Source organism: Methylobacterium sp. UNC378MF, from assembly GCF_900103195.1.
Lineage (GTDB): Bacteria > Pseudomonadota > Alphaproteobacteria > Rhizobiales > Beijerinckiaceae > Methylobacterium.
In genome coordinates this window covers 164,748-182,949 of the sequence record NZ_FMWU01000003.1, presented here as the reverse complement: position 1 = coordinate 182,949, position 18,202 = coordinate 164,748, and the positions used below count along the sequence as shown (strand labels likewise).

At 66.6% G+C, this 18,202-nt stretch carries 31 protein-coding genes; 24 read left to right on the top strand and 7 right to left on the bottom strand.

Features of this window, described 5'->3' with window-relative positions; translation table 11 throughout:
- The 5 genes from BLT59_RS04445 to BLT59_RS04425 are packed head-to-tail and all read right to left on the bottom strand — an operon-like array spanning window position 1 to window position 2,036.
- Window positions 1-489 (bottom strand): hypothetical protein, encoded by a 489-nt coding sequence (locus BLT59_RS04445; RefSeq protein WP_091776930.1) that lies wholly within the window; start codon window positions 487-489, stop codon window positions 1-3.
- A gap of 1 nt (window position 490) precedes the next feature.
- A complete protein-coding gene (locus BLT59_RS04440) occupies window positions 491-766 on the bottom strand; it encodes a hypothetical protein (protein ID WP_091776928.1) in 276 nt (91 codons plus the stop codon).
- A gap of 1 nt (window position 767) precedes the next feature.
- The gene (locus BLT59_RS04435) at window positions 768-1,181 is read right to left on the bottom strand and encodes a hypothetical protein (protein WP_091776927.1); all 414 of its coding nucleotides are present in this window, start codon (window positions 1,179-1,181) and stop codon (window positions 768-770) included.
- Between the two features lies 1 nt (window position 1,182).
- Complete coding sequence (locus BLT59_RS04430; RefSeq protein WP_139173943.1) at window positions 1,183-1,527, bottom strand: hypothetical protein; 345 nt, start codon at window positions 1,525-1,527, stop codon at window positions 1,183-1,185.
- A complete protein-coding gene (locus BLT59_RS04425; protein WP_139173940.1) occupies window positions 1,524-2,036 on the bottom strand; it encodes an HNH endonuclease in 513 nt (170 codons plus the stop codon). Before BLT59_RS04425 ends, BLT59_RS04430 begins: the two co-directional genes overlap by 4 nt.
- 96 nt (window positions 2,037-2,132) lie before the next feature.
- On the opposite strand from BLT59_RS04425, the gene BLT59_RS04420 reads away from it, so the two are divergent.
- Window positions 2,133-2,399 carry a hypothetical protein gene (locus BLT59_RS04420; RefSeq protein ID WP_091776922.1) on the top strand — a complete coding sequence of 89 codons (267 nt, stop codon included), beginning with the start codon at window positions 2,133-2,135 and terminating at the stop codon, window positions 2,397-2,399.
- 15 nt (window positions 2,400-2,414) lie between these two features.
- On the opposite strand, the gene BLT59_RS04415 is transcribed toward BLT59_RS04420, so the two are convergent.
- A complete protein-coding gene (locus BLT59_RS04415) occupies window positions 2,415-2,945 on the bottom strand; it encodes a hypothetical protein (protein ID WP_091776921.1) in 531 nt (176 codons plus the stop codon).
- Window positions 2,942-3,721, bottom strand: coding sequence for a LexA family transcriptional regulator (locus BLT59_RS04410; RefSeq protein WP_280141033.1), 780 nt, complete (start codon window positions 3,719-3,721; stop codon window positions 2,942-2,944). Before BLT59_RS04410 ends, BLT59_RS04415 begins: the two co-directional genes overlap by 4 nt.
- A 97-nt stretch (window positions 3,722-3,818) precedes the next feature.
- On the opposite strand from BLT59_RS04410, the gene BLT59_RS04405 reads away from it, so the two are divergent.
- From BLT59_RS04405 to BLT59_RS04305, 23 genes are all read left to right on the top strand, one after another.
- Window positions 3,819-4,064 (top strand): helix-turn-helix domain-containing protein, encoded by a 246-nt coding sequence (locus tag BLT59_RS04405; protein WP_091776917.1) that lies wholly within the window; start codon window positions 3,819-3,821, stop codon window positions 4,062-4,064.
- On the top strand, window positions 4,061-4,297 hold the full coding sequence (locus BLT59_RS04400) for a hypothetical protein (RefSeq protein WP_091776915.1): 237 nt from the start codon (window positions 4,061-4,063) through the stop codon (window positions 4,295-4,297). Before BLT59_RS04405 ends, BLT59_RS04400 begins: the two co-directional genes overlap by 4 nt.
- Window positions 4,298-4,774, top strand: coding sequence for a hypothetical protein (locus BLT59_RS04395; protein WP_091776913.1), 477 nt, complete (start codon window positions 4,298-4,300; stop codon window positions 4,772-4,774).
- On the top strand, window positions 4,775-5,383 hold the full coding sequence (locus BLT59_RS04390) for a hypothetical protein (protein WP_091776911.1): 609 nt from the start codon (window positions 4,775-4,777) through the stop codon (window positions 5,381-5,383).
- A gap of 1 nt (window position 5,384) precedes the next feature.
- Window positions 5,385-5,675 carry a hypothetical protein gene (locus BLT59_RS04385; protein ID WP_091776909.1) on the top strand — a complete coding sequence of 97 codons (291 nt, stop codon included), beginning with the start codon at window positions 5,385-5,387 and terminating at the stop codon, window positions 5,673-5,675.
- A gap of 75 nt (window positions 5,676-5,750) precedes the next feature.
- Window positions 5,751-5,942, top strand: coding sequence for a hypothetical protein (locus tag BLT59_RS04380; RefSeq protein WP_091776907.1), 192 nt, complete (start codon window positions 5,751-5,753; stop codon window positions 5,940-5,942).
- 699 nt (window positions 5,943-6,641) lie between these two features.
- Window positions 6,642-6,833: a hypothetical protein gene (locus BLT59_RS04375; protein WP_091776905.1), complete on the top strand. Its 192-nt coding sequence runs from the start codon at window positions 6,642-6,644 to the stop codon at window positions 6,831-6,833.
- A complete protein-coding gene (locus BLT59_RS04370) occupies window positions 6,830-7,027 on the top strand; it encodes a hypothetical protein (RefSeq protein WP_091776903.1) in 198 nt (65 codons plus the stop codon). The genes BLT59_RS04375 and BLT59_RS04370 overlap by 4 nt, the downstream gene beginning before the upstream one ends.
- 9 nt (window positions 7,028-7,036) lie before the next feature.
- Window positions 7,037-7,924, top strand: a complete 888-nt coding sequence (locus BLT59_RS04365; protein WP_091776901.1) for a TAXI family TRAP transporter solute-binding subunit — start codon at window positions 7,037-7,039, stop codon at window positions 7,922-7,924.
- 4 nt (window positions 7,925-7,928) lie between these two features.
- A complete protein-coding gene (locus BLT59_RS04360; RefSeq protein WP_091776899.1) occupies window positions 7,929-8,141 on the top strand; it encodes a hypothetical protein in 213 nt (70 codons plus the stop codon).
- On the top strand, window positions 8,142-8,396 hold the full coding sequence (locus BLT59_RS04355) for a hypothetical protein (protein WP_091776897.1): 255 nt from the start codon (window positions 8,142-8,144) through the stop codon (window positions 8,394-8,396).
- Window positions 8,397-8,503: 107 nt separating this feature from the next.
- Window positions 8,504-9,325: an MT-A70 family methyltransferase gene (locus tag BLT59_RS04350; RefSeq protein WP_244513834.1), complete on the top strand. Its 822-nt coding sequence runs from the start codon at window positions 8,504-8,506 to the stop codon at window positions 9,323-9,325.
- Window positions 9,322-9,486, top strand: coding sequence for a hypothetical protein (locus tag BLT59_RS31150; protein ID WP_165923124.1), 165 nt, complete (start codon window positions 9,322-9,324; stop codon window positions 9,484-9,486). Before BLT59_RS04350 ends, BLT59_RS31150 begins: the two co-directional genes overlap by 4 nt.
- On the top strand, window positions 9,483-9,977 hold the full coding sequence (locus BLT59_RS04345; protein ID WP_091776896.1) for a hypothetical protein: 495 nt from the start codon (window positions 9,483-9,485) through the stop codon (window positions 9,975-9,977). The genes BLT59_RS31150 and BLT59_RS04345 overlap by 4 nt, the downstream gene beginning before the upstream one ends.
- 123 nt (window positions 9,978-10,100) lie before the next feature.
- Window positions 10,101-10,493, top strand: coding sequence for a hypothetical protein (locus BLT59_RS04340; protein ID WP_091776894.1), 393 nt, complete (start codon window positions 10,101-10,103; stop codon window positions 10,491-10,493).
- A gap of 354 nt (window positions 10,494-10,847) precedes the next feature.
- Window positions 10,848-11,879, top strand: a complete 1,032-nt coding sequence (locus tag BLT59_RS04335; protein ID WP_175543926.1) for a helix-turn-helix domain-containing protein — start codon at window positions 10,848-10,850, stop codon at window positions 11,877-11,879.
- A 91-nt stretch (window positions 11,880-11,970) separates the two neighbouring features.
- Window positions 11,971-12,534, top strand: a complete 564-nt coding sequence (locus BLT59_RS31145; RefSeq protein ID WP_175543925.1) for a hypothetical protein — start codon at window positions 11,971-11,973, stop codon at window positions 12,532-12,534.
- Window positions 12,535-12,592: 58 nt separating this feature from the next.
- Window positions 12,593-13,027 (top strand): Ros/MucR family transcriptional regulator, encoded by a 435-nt coding sequence (locus BLT59_RS04330; protein WP_091776890.1) that lies wholly within the window; start codon window positions 12,593-12,595, stop codon window positions 13,025-13,027.
- A gap of 208 nt (window positions 13,028-13,235) precedes the next feature.
- Window positions 13,236-14,930, top strand: a complete 1,695-nt coding sequence (locus BLT59_RS04325; RefSeq protein ID WP_175543924.1) for an AIPR family protein — start codon at window positions 13,236-13,238, stop codon at window positions 14,928-14,930.
- Window positions 14,931-15,440: 510 nt separating this feature from the next.
- Window positions 15,441-15,755 carry a hypothetical protein gene (locus BLT59_RS04320; protein ID WP_091776887.1) on the top strand — a complete coding sequence of 105 codons (315 nt, stop codon included), beginning with the start codon at window positions 15,441-15,443 and terminating at the stop codon, window positions 15,753-15,755.
- Window positions 15,756-15,829: 74 nt separating this feature from the next.
- Window positions 15,830-16,858 (top strand): hypothetical protein, encoded by a 1,029-nt coding sequence (locus BLT59_RS04315; protein ID WP_091776885.1) that lies wholly within the window; start codon window positions 15,830-15,832, stop codon window positions 16,856-16,858.
- Window positions 16,859-16,982: 124 nt separating this feature from the next.
- The gene (locus BLT59_RS04310; RefSeq protein ID WP_091776883.1) at window positions 16,983-17,261 is read left to right on the top strand and encodes a hypothetical protein; all 279 of its coding nucleotides are present in this window, start codon (window positions 16,983-16,985) and stop codon (window positions 17,259-17,261) included.
- 559 nt (window positions 17,262-17,820) lie between these two features.
- Window positions 17,821-18,147 (top strand): hypothetical protein, encoded by a 327-nt coding sequence (locus tag BLT59_RS04305; protein ID WP_091776881.1) that lies wholly within the window; start codon window positions 17,821-17,823, stop codon window positions 18,145-18,147.
- Window positions 18,148-18,202: the final 55 nt, after the last annotated feature.

The window sequence follows — 18,202 nt, the reverse complement described above, 5'->3', positions numbered from 1 at the left end:
TCAGGCAGCCTCCCCGTAGCGGCGGCGCGCCGCGGTCTCTGCGCCGTCCTGCAGGACGGCTTCGACGAGCCTCTCGCGCACCACGGTCTCGACGATGCGGCGGGCGAGCTCGCCGGCGCGGATCCCGCGCGCGGCCGCGGCCAACCGGAGGCCTTCGGCGATCGCCGGCGCGACCCGCAGCTCGGCGCTCTCGATCTCGATCCGGCGGGCGTCGAGGAATAGCTCGCGCTGCTCGGCCGGATCGGCGCGGTGGAAGACGTGCGTCAGGGCGATCCAGCCGTACTCGCGCACCAGGACCATCGGGCCCGTCTTGCCGGCACAGCGCGCAGGCGCCTCGACCTCGGTGGCGACGGGCTGGCCGTCCCGGAACTGCCCGACCCACACCAGGATCGGCGCGCCGACCGGATAGGCGGCGTTGAAGGCAGCCACGCGGGCCTGACGGAGCGTCGGGCTCGGGCCGGGCGTGAGGGTCGGGCGCAGGCGAGCCATGTCAGGCCCTCCCCGCGCGGCGAAGGACCTGGCCGCCCGGGCGCCAGGCCTCGAAGACGACGGCGAGGTGCTCGTCGCACCAGGAGCCGTGCTTGTTCGGGCCGCCCTGGCTGGTCGGCCGGCCGCAGAAACGGTGGTCCGTGCCGACGGACGAGCACGGGAAGCGGCACTGCCGGCCCGGCTTGATCTCCTCCAGCCGGTAGGCGCCGAAGGCCGGCGTCGGCGGGGTGATCGGCGCCGGCTCGGGCGCGGGCTGGCGGCGGGCGCGGGCGGCCATGTCAGCGGCCCTCTGCGGTGGCGGGCTCACCGAGCCAGAACACGACGTACGGCATGCCGCCGGGCATCACGTGCCAGTACTCCCGGGGAAGGCACCACTGGCCGCGCCGCGCCGCGATGGCGAGGACACACAGGGCCTCCATCGTCGTGTGCAGATCGGCCCATTGCTGGCCGTGGCGGTCGTTGCAGAGGTTGAGGAAGGTCCAGCCCCCGCCGCGCCCTTGCACGAAGGCGTCTTCCAGCTCGCCGATCAGCTGCTCGATCTGCGGGGTGGCCGTGGTGATTGCCTCGACGCTGAAGCGATACGTCGCGATGATGCCTTCGACGTCGACGGTGGGCCCGGTCGGCTCATCTCCGGCGAGGCTGGCGAGCAGGATGTCGCGGACGGCCGCACCGGTGAGGATGGGATCGGCCATGTCAGCGGCCCTCCGCCTTCACGACGGCAGCCTTGGTGTGCTCGAGGATGACGGCGATCGGTACTTCGGCGACCGCCTCGCCGTTCATGCGAACCACCACCTTCGTCCGGTCCGTGTCGACGTTGACCGCGTTGATCAGGAACTCGGCGAGGCCGAGCATCCCCTTGAGCTGGACGAGCATCTCGGGCGCCGCGGCCACGAGCGCCCCGTTGGCCGCGGCTTGCGCGCGTGGCCCCATGCCGTGGTGATCGCAGTCGACGACGAGGCGACCCCGCTTGTCGAACACCATCTCGGGACGCGCGCTGTCCTGATGCCAGGGAGCGGGCGAGTGAGCGGGCACGCTCATAGGTCCCTCACGTCAATCGAGCTGAGGCGGGAGCGGACAGCGCCGGTGTCCCGGTCGCGGGTGAGGCCGTCGAAGCCCTTTCTCACCCGGTCGTAGCGGCCACCGGCCATCGGCTTGCGGGGCGCCCGCAGGCGATGGTGCGCGTCGTAGGCGCGGCGGGTGTCGGCGATGGCGGTCTGATCAGCCGCAGTCTTCGCCCTATCGCAGTCTTTGCAGAGCACTTGGCAGTTCGAGAGATCTGCCCGGCCGCCGTGAAAGTCCGTGACGACGTGGTCGAAGACGTACTGGCTGGCCTGGAGCACCGCCTCGCAGCGAAAGCCGGTCGGAAGCACGCCCTCGCACTGCCCTTCGGCGCGCGCGAGGGCGGCCTTGCGGACGTCTGTCGGGAAGTTGGTACGGCGGCGGGCGGCCACGGGCGACTCCATCGCGATGGGCGATGGCGCATCCTCCCCAAAACGGGGAACATCGTCAACCCCGTTATGGGGAATTTTGGCGTGGTGGCTTTTCAACAGCTATCCACAGCCTGGGGAGAACATCGAACTTCGTTCTTGATTTGTTCCCAGGGTGGCGCTCGGATGGGCCCAACGCAGAGTTGAGGAGCGTCCATGCCCCTGAAGCCAATCGTTGCGTACGGAGTGCAGTTGTTCGTCCTGCTGAAGGGCAAGCTTGCCCAGGGACGCTACATCGAATGTAACGGCGTCTCAGACGCCTGTAAAATTGCCGAGGAGAAGGTAAGAACTGGGCGTGCTGTCGGCGCAGCTGCTTTCACGCGGACAGTTGTCGACCCGGACTACGACGACGGCTCCGACCCGATCACGCTGGCGATCTTCGGAAAGGTGCCGCCTGGACTGGCAGACCAGCTTCCGTTCTAGCCCCGCATGCCGCGATCAGAAGGGGCGCTTCGGCTTGGCTGGTTGGCAGAAGTTCTGCTGGATGAAGGCCATCGCGCGAAGCACCTTCCGCGTCTCGTTGATCCCCCCGACGGGTGTTTCGATGGCGTTCCAACACCGCAGGCCGGCGTTGTCCTTCATGCACCAGGCAGCTTCGCCCTCGAAGAGAATGCTTGGCGTCAAATTGTATCGAGGCGTCGAGGTCCGATAATCACCAGTCAACTGCGAGAAGTTGTACTGCTGGATAACCGGGTTGCCATCGTTGAGCTTTCTCGACTGGAAAGAGCAGTCGGGTCCCGCCATTCGTTGCAGCTGAAGTACAAAATTGCCGGGCATCTCGACGAGTACGGTATTGTCGTCGACCCGCGTGAACGTTTCTTGGTCCTGATATGGATAGAGCACGGTTGCGACAGCATCGATCAGGCCGGGGCTGTCCAAGTTGAGGCCATGCCCATCCTTGGCGGACGCAAACACCGCCCAGCCGGACACGATGAGCGTCACGATCACGGTCAGGGCATAGCGCGTCACGGCCGCCTCCAGCGCTGCACCTGCCGCACCGCGCTGGCGACGAAGGCGACGATCTCCGCTTCGATCCCGCCCCCCTCTTCCTCTAGGAAGAACTCCAGAGGTGTGAGGCCTTTCGGGATGATGATCGGCTTCTGCCAGCGCTCGTGATCCGAGTCGGGCCAGAGCTCGACATGCGTGTCCGTTCTCAAGAAGCGCTTGGCGGTGCGCTGTCGCAACAGGCCGGCGTTCCGGCGCAGCTCGACGATGACGAGGTCGCCATCCTTCGGCCGATAGCGGGTTGGGATCGCGGAGATGCAGACGAGCACATCGCCGTCGGCGGCGAAGCGATTGATCGACTCACCCCGCACGACGAGGCCGTATTGATGCTCCGAGGGCCAGCGCGGATCTGAGCGAACGGGAACGGGATCGAACGCAGGCTCGTCCACAAAATCGTCGATCTCGATCCAGCGCCCGGCTGCAACCTCGCCAACCACCGAAAGAAGGTCCTCGTCCCTCTCTGCGGTTGCGGCTCGCGCGCGCTCCAGCAGCACATCCTCGAATTTGGGCGTGGCCGTAGAGGTGATGTCAGCGAGAACGTCGCTGATCTCAGAAGGCTGCACTTTGAAAATTTCGGCGGCCTTGGCGATCCGCTCGGCTTTGAGCCCTCGATCGCCGTCCTCGATCTTGATGTAGCCGCCCTTGGACATGCCAAAAGCGGCCGCGGCCTGCTCCTGCGTCATGCCAGACGCCTCGCGCAGACGCTTCAGGTTGTTCCGCGGGCGAACCGTTTTCCCCATAGCGGGGACAATCGCTGAACGCCGTTCGTGCGTCGCTCCCCAAGTTGGGACAGACTCCACTTGACGGAGATCCCCGATTTGGGGAATCGTCTGGGCCATGCGGTTGCTCGACTACATGCGAGAGGAAGGACTCGACGACGAGGCGTTCGCCGAACGCCTCGGCGAGTGCGGTCCGTATGCCGTGAAAAAGTGGAAGTACGGGGAGCGCGAACCGGACGCTTCGACGATCGTGCGGATCGAGCGCGCGACCGGGGGGCGTGTCGGCCTCACCGATTGGGCGGCCCAATCCGACGCGCGTAAAGCCAAGCGCGTCGCTGCCCCCGCCGAGGGAGCCGCGGCATGAGCGCCACGCTTGCCGTCGCTCTCCCGGTCCAGCCCATGCGAGCGGTCCTGGTCGCAGTCCAGGATCGCCAGCTCGGCGGCAGTCAAATCGTCGAGCTCGAGCCTCAGGTCGCCCGCCAGATCGCTGCCGATCTCATCCAGGCGGCCGACCTCGCCGAGGCCCGAAAGCTTCGTGGCCGCACCACCCGCCTCGCGCTGGTCAGCGACGTCTCTGCCGAGCGGGAGCAGGCGTAGATGGCGACCGACCCCGCCTTCACCGCCGCGATCAGCGAGCTCTCCGACGCTATCCTCTACGCGGCCGCCGGCCTCGCGGCGGTGATCTTGGTCATGGGCGCGGTGCTCGCCGTCGGCGTCTCCGAGATCGTCCAGCAGCTGCGCGAGCTCGCCGACCACGTCGACGAGATCCGGATGGAAGGGGTCGATATCAACGTCGACGCCGAAGCGGTCGGCCGCTCGCCCTTCGACGCCGAGCAGCTCGTCCGGCTCTACGGCTACATCCTCGGCCTCTGGCTCAAGCGCACCAAGCTGCAGGGCGAGCAGATCCCGTCCACCGAGCGCGTGACGCTCGACCTCGCCGAGGCCGTCGGCGTCGAGCTTCCGACCCGCCAAGACGTCGTCGGCATCCGGCCGAACGGCACCACCGTCCAGACGTCGCTCCTGCCCTACGGCGCGGAGCCGATCCCCGCCGCCCTCGCTCCGGAGAACGTGTGAATGGCCGCCACCCTGCGCATCGTCGACGAGAGCGAGTACGGTCCCGAGCCGAAGGATGTCGCCATCCCGCATGGCGCCACCGTCACGGTCCGCCGCCATGGGCAGGGCGCCGATGTGACGGTGCTCCCCGGTGAGACTGCCCCAGTTTCCCAAGCGCCCGATCGCCTGATCGCGGTCCACGGCTTCACGGTAGAGCGCAACCGCCCCGGATGCGCGGAAGTCCTGATCCAGGATGCGCAGCGCGAGGAGTGGCGCCTGTTCCTGGGTGGGAGCATAGGCGGCGATCTCGCAAGCTGCCTGCGGGGCGGGGAGCTGGTCCCTGCCCGCGACGCTCACGAGGCCGCGCTCGCGCGCCGCGCCAATGCCGAGGCGCAGCTGGCGGAGCTCGAGGTCGCGGAGAAGACGCGTGCCGCCCGCGCGAACGACCGGGACGTCTGCGCAGATCGACTGAGCCTCGACACCGACGAAGATGCCGGCACCATCACGCTCTGCGCGGCAGTGGTCGGGGGCGGCCCCGAGTTGAAGGTCGGGCTCCGGCGCGATCAGCTCCTGTGGCTGGCGCAGCAGCTTCTGGCCGCCTACGGGCGCCTCGACCGCAAGGGGCGTTAGGATGCCCTCCCGCCGCAGCGTCCTCGCCTTTCTCGGGCTCGCCCCGGTCGCAGCTCCGGCCGCGATCGCAGCCGCCGCACGGCCGGAGCAGCTGGTCGCTGGCGTCGACATCGGTGCGGTCGGCGGCGAGGTCGGTGTGTACGCCATCACACCCGGCGGCCTGCGCGCTGTTCTGCTTGGCGATCTGCGGCAGGCGAACTTCGCCGAGATCGTGCAGGCCTGCCGGTTCTTCGGCGCGGCCGGGATCCCGCACGGCATCTGGGTCCCTTCTTCACCCGAGGGAGACGCCTGATGCACCCTCGACAGCCGGCCCCCGCCCGCGCATCTGTGTCCGTCCCTCGCGCTCAAGCCCAAGGCGCCGACTCCTGTGCTGCTGCGTATCGCTGCCTTCCTGTTGGCCGTACTCCTGGTGCTGGGGGCGCTGCCGGCGATGCGCCGCGCCGACAGGGCGGTCGCGGAGGGGCGCCCCCGCTCGACGGTGCTCTACGAGGCTGCGCGGGCCGTCCTGGCGATCGCCGCCGCGGCCGCGCTCTGTCTCTGGCTCCTGTTGAGCCGGTAGCCGCACAGATCCGGCCGCTGACGGCCGTCCGAGGTTCGACCGGTGCTTGGGCAAGCGCCGGCCGGGCATGCCCTTCTATGGGCGTTTCCTCCCTAGACTCCGCCGGGGCCTGCGGGCTCCGGCGCCTTTTGGGAGACGATAGAGCTACGCGCGATGGCGCGGACAGAGCGGCCCGAGGCGACCAGGGCGACGGTGGGGATGCTGCGACGGCAGCACCGAGCCAGTCCGTTGAGAAGGTCGTGCCGGGGGCGACGGGTGATGGCGACGGCCTGACCTCGGCCCCTGGTCCCGGCGTCATGCCGGGCAGTAATTCGCCCGAGTGGGCACCCGACAGCAGAAGGGCGGCCGCGTGATGCGAACCGCCCCTGCTCACCTCCACGCGCCTCACAGCCTGCCAGCCCCGGCGCGTGATCTGCCGCATCGTTCTGCCGACCTCCCGGCGAGGGACGATCCATGACCGCCTCGCTCTTCCCGACCGGACCTATCGGCCGATCAACCTCGATGCCCACAGCATCGAGGAGTGCAATGGGAAAGTCTGGCCGAAGCAACGGTAGGATTGCCCCTTCTGACGGTAGAACTTTAGGGGAACGCGTTGCTTCGTATCTACGCGCGAAGCATCCGGAGAAGACGGCCCCTTACGTAGCGAGCGAGATCGGCGTCTCTGCCGAGACCGTCCGGAAGTGGCTTGAGCAGGGGTCCGTGCCGAACGGCGCCGCCATGCTCGCCCTGATCCGGCGGTATCGGATGAGCTTCGTCGACGTCGTCCTCGGCGAAGACGCGGACGAATGGATCGCGGAGCTCGCCCGCCAGGAAGAGCAGGAGCGCCTTGAGGCCGAGGCGGCCGCGATCCGGCAGAAGCTCGCCTTCGTCATGGGCGGAGGCTCGCGATGAACCTCCGCTGGCACATCCTGCGCGCTGTCGCGACCGCTCTGCGCTGGCTGTCACTCCCCTTCCTGCTCGTCGGCTCGGTGGCGACGCCGATCCTCGCGGTGGCCGCGGCCTGCGAGGACCGGGCCCGCGAGTGGGATCCGCGTCTGTGGTCGCGCGGCCAGCACACCGACCTCCACCCCCCTCCTGGAGCCTGAGACCCGTCCATGCGCGCCCCGCTCGCAGCCCTCGCCCTCGTCCTCGCCAGCAGTTCGGCCGCCCTCGCGGCCGAGCCACCGACCTTCCGCCTCTGCACCGGCTCCGAATCCGGCAACTACTTCCGGGCCGGCCACATGCTGAAGAGCAAGGCCGGGAGCCTGAAGATCGAGGTCGTGCCCACGCAGGGCTCGCTCGACAACCTGGACAAGCTCTCGGCCGGAAGTTGCGAGGGGGCCTTCGTCCAGTCCGACGCGCTCTTGGTCTACTCGTCGAAGAACGCGGCCGCGCTCTCGACGATCGAGCGCGCCGGCGTGCTCTACCAGGAGCAGGTCCACCTCATCTGCAACCGCGGCGCGGGGATCTCCCGCATCACGGACCTGGGCAAGGCCAACACCGTAGCGGTGGGCCCGGACGGCTCCGGCGGCCGCACGACCTGGGACGCCTTCGCGCTCGCCGACAAGAAGCGCTTCGGGCCGGTGAACGTCGACACGCGCTCGGGCGTGCGCGCCCTGTCCGCGGTGGCCGATGGCAGCCAGGTGCAGTGCGCGCTCTGGGTCGGGGCGCTCAACGCGTCCTTCATCAAGAACGACGCGCAGGCGCAGGGCGACCGCGTCGTGCTGGTCCGCTCCGACGATCAGGAGATGGTCGGAGCGGCGAAGGATGCCCGCGGTCAGCCGGTCTACAGCTACGGCTCGATTCCGGCCGGCACGTACCCGCGGGTCCAGCCGGGCGGCCTCGTCTTCGGCACCAAGGCCCTCGACACGATCGCGGTCGACGCGCTGTTCGTCACCGCGATCCCGTGGGTGAACGCCAACGAGCGCGCCTACGACGGTCTGCTGCGGGCCTTCACGGCCGCCAAGCCGCAGATCCAGGCGATCGCGCAGCCGCAGGACTGACGCCGTGGCCGCCCGCTCCCCCTCCCTCTGGGTCCTGATCGCCGCCTCCGTCACGACGGCGATCATGGTGCACCCGAGCGTCGCGGCGCTGCTTACGCTGCCGATTCAGCTCGGGTTGCTCGTCGTCCTGCGCTGGACGGCGCGCCGGGAGGGGCGGCTGATCGAGCGCACCTATCCGAGCGCGCGCCTGTCCTGGCCCAGCCGGGAGGCCCGGTAGATGGCTGCCCCGCTCACAGGCCTCGGTAGCCGCTCCCCGATTCCCGACCTGCCGCGCTGCGCGTGCGGCTGCCGCCGCGCGGCCTCGCGCGGCTTTCCCGGCGACGTCCACTACGCGCCGACCTGCGTCCCGCCGGCCCTGCGTTTCCCGTGGGAGCCCGGCTACGCAGCCCCGGCCGCCGCGCCCGAGCTGCCGGCGATCGCCGCGGCCCCGGCTGCCCAGGCCGATCTGCTGTCCGGATTCGCGCCGGCATGACGTCGGGGCGCGCCACCCCGCGCGCCAGCTCCACTCGTACTCCGCCCGCCCTCCAGGGAAGCTTGATGCGCGGCCTGTTGCGTTTTGTGCCCAGCGAGATCGACACGATGGCCCGCTCTCTCCTGGCCAAGGAGCAGGAGGCGGCCCGCGAGCGCATGGCCGCTGGCGGGAAGGGTGGCCTCAAGCTCGTGAAAGTTTCACGACCTTCCCTGACCCTCGACGCCATCGGGCGCCGGTTCGACATCTCCGGACGGCAGCTCCGGAAGATCATGGACGTGTGCGAGGCGGCCGCGGCCGATCCGGACCGGTTCGGGCCTCTGCTCGCCGAGATGGACGCCAAGGGGAAGGTCGACGGCCCGCACACCAAGCTGCTGCGGATGCGCGACGAGATCCGGATTCTGGACCTCGCGCCGGTCGACGGCCGCTTCCGCACCCTCGTCCTCGATCCGCCCTGGCAGGAGGACAACATCTCCGAGGCCGCCGGGCACGATTACGCGACGATGACCCTCGCGGAGATCGCCGCGGTCCCGGTCGAGGCCTGGGCCGAGGACAACGCCCATCTCTACCTCTGGGCGACGAACAACACGCTTCAGGTCGCCTTCGGCCTGCTCGAATCCTACGGGTTCAAGCACAAGACGTTGCTGACCTGGACGAAGCCGGATCTCGGCCTCGGCCGCTACTTCCGGAACACGACGGAGCACGTGATCTTCGCCGTGCGCGGCGAGATGCGCACTCGCGCGGCCGCCCGTTCGATCCGGACCGATCACGACTGGCCGGTGGGCGAGAACAGTGCGAAGCCGGACGGGTTCTACGACCTGGTCCGCGCGTGCAGCTTCCCGCCCTACGGCGAGGCGTTCCAGCGTCAACCGCGGCCGGACTTCGTGAACCTCTACCAGGCGCCGGCCGCCGTGCGTGAGGCCGCCGAATGACGGCCGCCACGCTCCTCATGGCGATTGCCGCCCTCGAATCCGAAGCGCTGCATCGGCGGACGCGGCGCGGTGGCTTCGTCCCGCAGCTGGCGGCGCTTCATGCGTCCCGCTTCGCGGTGGCCGGCCTCCTGCTCGCCTTGCTGTGGGCGCTCGGACGATGAGCGCAAATCCGCACCGCCGCGGGCTTCTGGGCCTGTTCGCCGCCGCGCCGATCGCCGCGGCCGCCGGCGTCCAGCCCGCATCGGTGCTCGGCCGTGCCCGGACACTCTCGCTGCGTGTAGGGGCCGAGGAGTGGGTGACCGGGGCCATGGCCCGAGCCCGGGAGAACGTGGCCGGCCCTGGGCTCCAGGGTATCGAGGCCGCGATCGAGCGTGCCCACCCGCTCGATCGCGAGCTTCCGCCCGAACTGGCGGATGTCTTCGCGCGCCTCGACGCCAAACCGGCCGCCGCCGAGGCGCAGTTCAGCGCCGAGGCCCGCGCGATCGCCGCGGTGGCGCTGGTCTACCCGCCCGAGATCGCAGCCTTCCGCTCGTTCGGCGCACCCATGCGCCGTCGGTTCTACGCCGAGCTGCTGACGCGCGAATCCGCGCGCTTGGCCGCCGCGAGCGAACCGCCGCCGATGCCGCCGGCATCGTCCGGACCGGACGCCTAGCGTGGCGTTCGGGAGCAAGCCCCGCAGGGGCTCCGACTCCCAAGCGACTCGGACTCTGAATCCGCTCCCGGCCCTCACCGGCCGCCCCACCGCGCCCGCGCGGCAACCCTCCCGAGGTCATCGATGAGCGCGCCCACCACCAAGGTACTGATGTCGGCCGGCAACCCGACCGGCCGGAAGCTCGAGGAGCTGCTGGTCGAGATCGCCGAGGACCTGCGCGTCAAGAACGACGCCCTCGAGGCGGATCCATCTCCGACCTCGCGCGCAATCCGGATCAACAACCTCGGCATCCTCGACTGCCTGGCGCTCGCCGGGGTTCGCCAGCTCGACACGCTCCGGCGGCTCGACCTGATCGGGCCTGACCAGGGCGCGGGCGGTACGCCGCGCATCGGCGCCGGCGCGGCCGACACGCCCGCGCCTGCTGCCGGCATCGTTACCGAGGCCACCGCCGCACCGACCGTGACGTCCGGCTCCGACCTGGTCGTGCCGGCGCCCACCGTCCTGCCGGCCGTCTGACGCGCGGAGCCGCCCAGCCATGAACCCACAGCTCTGGCCCTTGCCCCGCGGTCCCCCGCGCCAGGACATCAGATCCTCGCTCGCCCTGCGTCAGGTCCGCGCCTCGTGCCCGACTGATGCCGCCCGGTCCGGACGAGATCCGGCCTTCCGCAGGTCCTGAGCTGCCGCCTCCAGACGCCGTCTTTTTCGGCGGAGGCCTTCGCTCGGTCCCGTGTTGCGAGCGTCTCACACCGCCCCGCCGACCCGACCGCCGTTCGCGAGCAGCGATTTCAGCGACGGGTGTTCGCGTGCCCGGAGCCGGACAGGCTTCGCGGCCGGCCAATGAAGCTTTGCCTGAACGAAGGCGCACCGCCCATGAGTATCGAGGCCATCCACTACGTCATGAAGACGGACATCCCGGACGGGATCGCGAAGCTCGTCGCCTTCGTGATCGCGGACTATGCGCACGCCGAGACCGGGCAGGCCTGGCCGAAGGTCGAGACGCTGGCGCGCAAGTGCTCGCAGTCCGTCCGGACCGTCCAGCGCAAGATCCGTGTCCTGGAGGACCTCGGCATCCTGCGGGTCGAACAGCGCCACGCCGAGACCGGCCGGCAGCGGGAGAACCTGTTCGTCCTCTACCTGCCGGGCGTACCGCGGCCGGCGGCGAACGACCTGTCGCCGCCCCGATCGAGCGGCCGGCCGAAGCGCGGGGAGGGTGACACACAGTCACCCATACCGCCGCCCGATCCAGTCACCCTCGGGGGTGTCACAGCAGTCACCCCCGAGGGTGACACTGCTGTCACCCCTAGAGGAATCCCCCAGAAGGAATCCACCAGAAGGGAATCCTCCAGGAGAGAGACTCGGGACTCGTCGCTCCCCCCCGCGTCCGCTCACGCGGCCACGGCCCCCAAGGGGGCTCCCTCTCCCCGGGCTGTTTTGTGTCCCGATGGATTCGCGCCGGAGGGGCGCCACTACGCCGCCGCCGAGGCCCTCGGCTTCGACGCCGCCTTCGTTCGGCAGACCGCCGCCAGCATGCATCGCTGGTCACACGCCAACGCGCACCGGCCGATCGCCCGGAAGTCCGACTGGGCGCTGGCCTTCGACGGGATCCTCGACACCGCGCTCCGCGAGGCCGCCGAGCGCGCCGCCCGCGAGACCCGCCGCTCCACCACCGCATCCGCTTCGCCCCGCCGCTCCACGAACGGCGGACTCGCCCTCGTCGCCGAGATGATTGGATTGCCCCATGAGCCTGCCGACCTCCTCGATGTCCTCGGCCTACAGTCGGGCCGTGCTCCCGCTGCTCCCGACGCGGGAGTCGGATCGCTTCATCGCGCAGTTCACGAACCGGCTGGAGGACACGCCGGGCTCCTTCCGGCGCAAGCGTCTGCCCGTCGCTTCGGCGCCTAACCGGACGCAGCAAGACTGGCTGGAGCACCGGCGGGACGAGCTGCGGCACGCGCTCGTCCCGACACCGGGGCCGGAGGCGAACCGGGAGATCATGCTCCTGATCGCCAGCAAGGCGAACTTCGGCGCCGACGCGCAGGAGCTCACCACGAAGGTCGGGTTCTACGCCCAGGCCCTCGCCGGCGAGCCGACCTGGGCGATCGAGCGAGCCCGGCTCCGGTTCCGCCAGCCCGGCTGGCACTGCCTCTGGGACGGCAAGGGCTGCCCGTCCGACACCGACGTCGTCGCCGAGTGCCGGTACGAGACCCTGCCGCTCGAGACCGAGCTGGCGAGGGTCGAGGCGATCCTCGGCGCCGAGCTCTACGACACCGGCGCCACCGACGACGACCGGGCGAACGCTGTCGCTCACTGGGAGACGGTGAAGGCGGAGCTGCGCGGCGAGGCCGTGATCACCGAGCAGACGGAGGAGGAGATCTCCGCCGAGCGGGCGGCCATGGCCCGCGCGAACGATCGCTTCCGCCAGCGAGCCCGGATCGAGGCCGAAGCGCAGGGTCGCGGCCAAGCCATGTGGGGCCGACTCCCGATCAGCGACGAGCTCGCCCGCAAGATCGGCCTGCGGGTGCCGATCCCCGTCGACCACGAAGAGGAGGTCCACTGAGCCGACGCGCCAGGCCGGCGCGCATCCCCCGGCCTCACATCCCCACAGGAGCTCTCCAGTGTCCGACACCCAAGACGACATCCTCAGCCTCACCGCCGGCATCGTGGCGGCCTACGTCAGCCGGCAGGCCGTATCAGCGACCGATCTGCCTAGCCTCATGCGCACCGTCCGCGATGGCCTAGTCGCGCTCCAGGAGCCGGCGCCGGCTGTGGCGACCGACAAGCCCGAGGGCTTTCGCCTGACAGCCACCGAGATCCGCAAGTCGATGAAGCCCGACGCTCTGATCAGCTTCCTCGACGGCAAGCCGTACAAGACGCTGAAGCGGCATCTGACGTCCCACGGCCTGACCCCGGCGGGCTACCGCGCACGCTTCGGCCTGCCCGACGACTATCCCATGGTCGCCGCGGGCTACGCCGCGAAGCGCTCGGCGCTCGCGAAGGCGATCGGGCTGGGCGTACCCGGCGCACAGGCGGCGCGGCAGGCGGCGGAATGAACGCGTTTTTGGGGCAGCACCTTGCCTGCGCTAGGCCAGGTCTGCAGAGCGCATTCACAAGTTCCATGCTGCCATTGCAAAGCGAGGAGGCATGACAGCCTCCTGCAACAAAGCTTGCGATCGGTCGTGCTTCCAACAGCGGCCTTGCCGGCTTCGATATCCGCATGACAGGATGGGGCTATTTCGCAGCGCCGTCCAAGGTCCAACTATGGCGATCGATGTCGACTATCCCGCGTTACTTGAAAATTTTCGTGAGCACATGGCTCCTAAGCGCTCAGAAAGTGCATCGTTCCTAATCTGGTATTTGGAACAATATTATCGCCTTGAAGACGTCGAGGCCGTCGATGCAGTCTGCGACCAACCGGGCGACAAGGGCGTAGACGGAATATTCATTAACGACAACAATCAGACGATAACAATATTTCAGTCAAAGGTTTCGCATAGATCGGACACAGCGTTGGGAGATTTCGCCCTTCGCAATTTCCTCGGAACGCTTCGACAATTCCAATCTGTTGAAACGGCAGAGCATCTCATGAAGACTGCGGGGATGGCTCAAGTTGCTCAGTTGATTAAGCGTTCTGGTCTTCTAGAAAAACTACCTTCTTATGAATTGCATGGCGAATTTGTTGCCAACATAGATCTTGACCGAAACGGCGCTGATTTCTTGGACCGGCACAATAAGGAGATCGCGTTTGTCGGGAAAAAAGAACTACTGGCAAATTACATCTCCGATGAACGCGATCTTCCCAAGCAAAAAATAGTTACCTTCGACGTATTTGGGGTCAAGTGCGCGGAGCACATTGCCGGAACCGGCACCAAAGCGGTCATCGCTCCCATACGAGCACGCGAGTTAGTAGAACTAGACGGCATCGAAGATCAATCTCTCTTTACATATAATGTTCGCGGGCCACTAGGCCGGACGAGTGTGAATAAAGACCTCGTAAAAAGCGTTAAAGATAGCTCTACTCATCGGAATTTTCCGCTTTTCCATAATGGCATTACAGTAATAGCAAAGCATCTAAAGATGGATGAAGAGAAGATCGAAATTGGCGGCTACTACGTTGTCAACGGATGCCAAAGCGTGACATCTCTTCACGGGAATAAGTCCGCTATCACTGACGATCTGAAGCTGCTGACGAAGTTCATCCAAATGGACCCAACTTCCGACGAGGCAAAACAGATTACCGAATATTCAAACAATCAGAATGGGGTTCGTTCCAGGGATTTTAAGTCCAATAACGCTATTCAAATTCGTCTGCGCACCGAATTCGCGCAACACTATAAGGATCGGTATATTTTTGAGATCAAGCGTGGCGAGACCTCGGCCGCGGGCGAGCCTATTTCAAACGAAGAGGCCGGCCTGTACCTCATGGCCTTTGATCTTAAAGAGCCGTGGGGCACACATCGGAAGTATGAAGTATTCGAAGATAAGCATAGCGCTCTTTTCGGAAGGCCATACGTTACCGCAGACAGGATTGTGATGCTGAGGGTCATAGATGATGAAATCAAGGCGCAATTAATCAAATTCAAAGAGCCGCTGCTCGCGCAATATAAACTCACTAGATATATGTTAATGTACATTCTTCGCGAGATGCTTAGCGAAGATACTAAGTTCAAAGAAATAATCGATTACCCGGAATTATACGTGCGAGACCTGAAGCTCAGTAATGCATTCCGAAGAGCTATTTCCATATTCATTTCTGATATTATTGTAGACATCAATGAAGAGAGTAAGAGTTTTGGCGAGGATTTTGATTATAGGGGAAAGATAAAAGACGCGGATTGGGTGAGGGAGATCACGAAAACGATACAGAAGGGTTATCATAAGAACGTCAATCGCGGACGTCAGGATAGTTTTGAAATGGAGTGGAGCAAGTGCGTGAAGCATCAGGAAGCCAACTGAACATTTATGCATGATGTAAATATCTGAAATACCAAACCCAACATCCGTCGCCTCAGAGCCGCCCCTCTCAGCGAATTGCGAAATCCGGGCATGCAAATTTCAGGCTGATGGAAGAGCACCATAATCAGTGCCACGAGGCCGGACATTCGTCCGGCCCCGCAAGATCTGAAAACCCATCGCCAGCAGATGATCGAGAATGGTGAGGGCGTTGGGAATGTCGATTACACCGAGAAACGACCCGCTTCCCCGATGACCTGATCGCGATGAAGGAACCGCACTCGGCGCCCTGGGAGGGGCAGAAGCCGCCGGATCAAAATTGAGATCCCCTTCATTTGATCCGACATTGTGCAAGCCGACCATTGCCGAGCTGCCACGGTTCCGCACCAGGGAACATGCTAGGAACGGCTGGCGGCGATCAGGACCGCCTCGTCGCGTAAGATGCCGCTCCGCCAGGAAGGTCCACCACTCGACCCCGCCCTCGGCCACACCCCAAGCTGGACGAGTGGCGACGTGCTGCTCTGGATGAAGCGGGCCTATGCCACGAACCCGCGAACGCGGAGCGCTGCCGAGATCCGGCCGCTGAACTGGCTCAACGAATACCTCAACATCGCCGATCCGGACTGGACGAAGAAGCGCGACCTTCTGCTGCTGTGGGCCAAGTGCCGTGCCGAGGGCGGAAGCTTTCAGGAGGCAATTCGGGGACGACCACTGAAGTATGGATCGTCCGCCACAGCCTACCGCCTGCGCGATGAGGCCGCCGAGCAGATCGCGGCCGGCATCAACGCGGCGATCATCCGCAGTCAAGCCAAACTGAATTCATCTTGACACTGAGAAAACCAGCGGCGGATCAACGCGTGCTGCCGCTTTGTATCGAACCGGCACAGCACTGGGGACCCACCGTGCCGGCAACAACGCAGTCGCAGAGCACCACCCACGCCTTCGCGCCGGCCCGGCGCGCCTCACCCGGTCGCCACGCCGGCGGCATCCGTCAGAGCCGCGTCCACGCCCCGCCGATCGGCACCCGTCGTCCGGAGACGCCGAACAAGCGCGTCATGGACATCGAGGACGTGCTGCGCTGGGCGTTCGTCGACGAGCTGCCGAAGCGGCGCGAGGACGACGGCTCGTTCCGGTTGCGCGAGTTCCCCTCGGTCTGCCCGATGTTCGCGATGGCCCAGCACGGCGGCCGGATCGAGAACTTCTCCCGCGAGCCCGGCTTCCCGGCAGCGATGGGCGAGCCGCATCCCGACGCGCTGATCGTCGAGGCTGCTGTCCTTGGGCTCTCCCGCTTCGCCGAGCATCGGTTCGACGGCGACCTTGGACTCGCCCCGGATCTGCCGGCGGGCCAGGACCAGCAAGGGCCGATGGTGCGGGCGATGGAGCAGCTCGTCGACATCGTGCGGATCCGGGCCCGGCTCGGCGCGCGCCCGACCTTCGCCGCATCTCCGGAGCCGGCGGCCTTGGTCGACGAGAAGCGTGGTCGACCGGTGGTAATGATCCAGCGCACCGTCATGAAGACCGATGCCGAAGGGCGGCTGCGCCCCCACATCATCGAGGAGCGTGTGGGCGCCGAAGGCAAGGATCGGTATCCGCGTGGGGCCTACTGCGTGATCGAGTGGGACGATCCGAAGTCGATCCTGATCGAACGGGCCGAATACGCGGCATGGTGGGCCGGGCTCGACCTGCTGGCGCACGAACTCTCCGGCAAGCTTGCGTCGATCGCCGTGCTGCCGCCAGCGGCCGCCCAGCGCCCCTGGGCCGGCGAGACTGATGCGGCGAAGCCAAAGCGGATCCTGGACAACCCGTCGAGTCGCAAGCGCCTACGCGAGCAGCGCGTCGACCAGGTCGTGAACTACCTGCTGTCGCATCGCCGGAAGAGCAGCCCGCGCAAGCCGAAGGCAGCTCCGGCGGCGCAGTCCGCGACAGCTTGATCGCTTAGCTGCGGCGGCCCCAGCACGAGGATCTGCCTGGGAGTATGGTTGGTACCCCGGTTATAGTAGATGCTGCCGCGGCGCCGAGACCGAGCGGCGAAGATACACGCTGCAGGGTTGTGGGATGGGCAAGGCCGCGGACAACGAGCGCAAGAAACTAAAGGCTACTTGGTACAATAATCTGTCCATTGGCCTGATGCTCGGCGGGATATTCATCCCATATCTCGGTGCGATAACGAAAATGGGGTACATTTCCAGCAAGATAACGTCTGGCGAGTTTTTTTCTTTTGAGGACCAAGCTTACGCGGTGGGTGCAATTGTCAGCATGGTCCTCGCATTTACAGGCGCGCGCACCCTCCGAAGAAGCGCTGATGAGATCGCCTCGCGGATCGAGGGGGACTGACGGATCTGGCCCTGTCGAATGGGACTTGACTGCGGTTTGTCGCTTGACGCATATGGACAGCGCAGAAGTTTAAGACGGCCCCGGCGGAAACCCCGCGCGGGGCCGTTGTCGTTCAGGGAGGCCAGCCATGAAGCGCTGATCTCACCGAGGCGGCCGACCTCTGAAGCGGACAGCTTCGCCCGCTCTGACCCTGACAGTCTGACCTATAGCGGCCTCACAAAGCCGATAGCGGCCTCACAAAGCCGGGTTCGGGTATCGCTTCGTGCCCCCGGACAAGCTTGCCGCACGTTGTGTTCACGCCCCTCGATCCCTGAAACACGGGATATGGCCGCACGTCACGGGCGGCCGAGAGGACAGAACCGAGGCGCACATCATCGCGGACCCCGCGTGAGCTTCCGGGCTCCACGCTTCAGCCCCGCGGGTGTGAAGGCCGACGTCTCACCCTCCACGATGCCCGGAAGGGCCGCCGAACCGACGGCGTGAAACACAGGTCCCCTCGCTCTTGGGGTCAACGAGCCGTCGCCTGCGAACGTCATCGCGGCCCCCTTTCAGCGATGCGGTGCAGGAGGCGATCGTCTATGATCCCCACCATGACGCGCGCGCACAGCGCCCGGTGATGACCGAGCGCGACATCGCCGAGCGCCTCCGGCAGCTCTGCAGCAAGGCCGACCGGCTGAAGATGCCGAGCCATCGGCACAGCGCTGAGGCGTTCATGGTCGACCGCGACGAGATCCGCGACGGCCTGCGCCGGTTCTACCGCGAGCTGACCGGGCACTGGCCCGATCAGGAGGCCTCCGGCCCGCCGCGTCGTGCGCCGGCGCCGATCCCGACCGCCGTCCTGCGCCACCGCGAGCGAACCAGGACCACACGCCTCATCCGCGTCTGACGATCCGCCCGACCCACAGATCCCAACCCCGCTCCGGCGGGGTTTTTCTTTGAGG

Excerpts from the sequence above, each read along its gene's own strand:
- BLT59_RS04445 (WP_091776930.1), bottom strand. The coding sequence starts at position 489 with ATGGCTCGCCTGCGCCCGACCCTCACGCCCGGCCCGAGCCCGACGCTC.
- BLT59_RS04440 (WP_091776928.1), bottom strand. The coding sequence starts at position 766 with ATGGCCGCCCGCGCCCGCCGCCAGCCCGCGCCCGAGCCGGCGCCGATC.
- BLT59_RS04435 (WP_091776927.1), bottom strand. The coding sequence starts at position 1,181 with ATGGCCGATCCCATCCTCACCGGTGCGGCCGTCCGCGACATCCTGCTC.
- BLT59_RS04430 (WP_139173943.1), bottom strand. The coding sequence starts at position 1,527 with ATGAGCGTGCCCGCTCACTCGCCCGCTCCCTGGCATCAGGACAGCGCG.
- BLT59_RS04420 (WP_091776922.1), top strand. The coding sequence starts at position 2,133 with ATGCCCCTGAAGCCAATCGTTGCGTACGGAGTGCAGTTGTTCGTCCTG.
- BLT59_RS04410 (WP_280141033.1), bottom strand. The coding sequence starts at position 3,721 with ATGGGGAAAACGGTTCGCCCGCGGAACAACCTGAAGCGTCTGCGCGAG.
- BLT59_RS04405 (WP_091776917.1), top strand. The coding sequence starts at position 3,819 with ATGCGGTTGCTCGACTACATGCGAGAGGAAGGACTCGACGACGAGGCG.
- BLT59_RS04400 (WP_091776915.1), top strand. The coding sequence starts at position 4,061 with ATGAGCGCCACGCTTGCCGTCGCTCTCCCGGTCCAGCCCATGCGAGCG.
- BLT59_RS04395 (WP_091776913.1), top strand. The coding sequence starts at position 4,298 with ATGGCGACCGACCCCGCCTTCACCGCCGCGATCAGCGAGCTCTCCGAC.
- BLT59_RS04390 (WP_091776911.1), top strand. The coding sequence starts at position 4,775 with ATGGCCGCCACCCTGCGCATCGTCGACGAGAGCGAGTACGGTCCCGAG.
- BLT59_RS04385 (WP_091776909.1), top strand. The coding sequence starts at position 5,385 with ATGCCCTCCCGCCGCAGCGTCCTCGCCTTTCTCGGGCTCGCCCCGGTC.
- BLT59_RS04370 (WP_091776903.1), top strand. The coding sequence starts at position 6,830 with ATGAACCTCCGCTGGCACATCCTGCGCGCTGTCGCGACCGCTCTGCGC.
- BLT59_RS04365 (WP_091776901.1), top strand. The coding sequence starts at position 7,037 with ATGCGCGCCCCGCTCGCAGCCCTCGCCCTCGTCCTCGCCAGCAGTTCG.
- BLT59_RS04355 (WP_091776897.1), top strand. The coding sequence starts at position 8,142 with ATGGCTGCCCCGCTCACAGGCCTCGGTAGCCGCTCCCCGATTCCCGAC.
- BLT59_RS04350 (WP_244513834.1), top strand. The coding sequence starts at position 8,504 with ATGGCCCGCTCTCTCCTGGCCAAGGAGCAGGAGGCGGCCCGCGAGCGC.
- BLT59_RS31150 (WP_165923124.1), top strand. The coding sequence starts at position 9,322 with ATGACGGCCGCCACGCTCCTCATGGCGATTGCCGCCCTCGAATCCGAA.
- BLT59_RS04345 (WP_091776896.1), top strand. The coding sequence starts at position 9,483 with ATGAGCGCAAATCCGCACCGCCGCGGGCTTCTGGGCCTGTTCGCCGCC.
- BLT59_RS04340 (WP_091776894.1), top strand. The coding sequence starts at position 10,101 with ATGAGCGCGCCCACCACCAAGGTACTGATGTCGGCCGGCAACCCGACC.
- BLT59_RS04335 (WP_175543926.1), top strand. The coding sequence starts at position 10,848 with ATGAGTATCGAGGCCATCCACTACGTCATGAAGACGGACATCCCGGAC.
- BLT59_RS31145 (WP_175543925.1), top strand. The coding sequence starts at position 11,971 with ATGCTCCTGATCGCCAGCAAGGCGAACTTCGGCGCCGACGCGCAGGAG.
- BLT59_RS04325 (WP_175543924.1), top strand. The coding sequence starts at position 13,236 with ATGGCGATCGATGTCGACTATCCCGCGTTACTTGAAAATTTTCGTGAG.
- BLT59_RS04310 (WP_091776883.1), top strand. The coding sequence starts at position 16,983 with ATGGGCAAGGCCGCGGACAACGAGCGCAAGAAACTAAAGGCTACTTGG.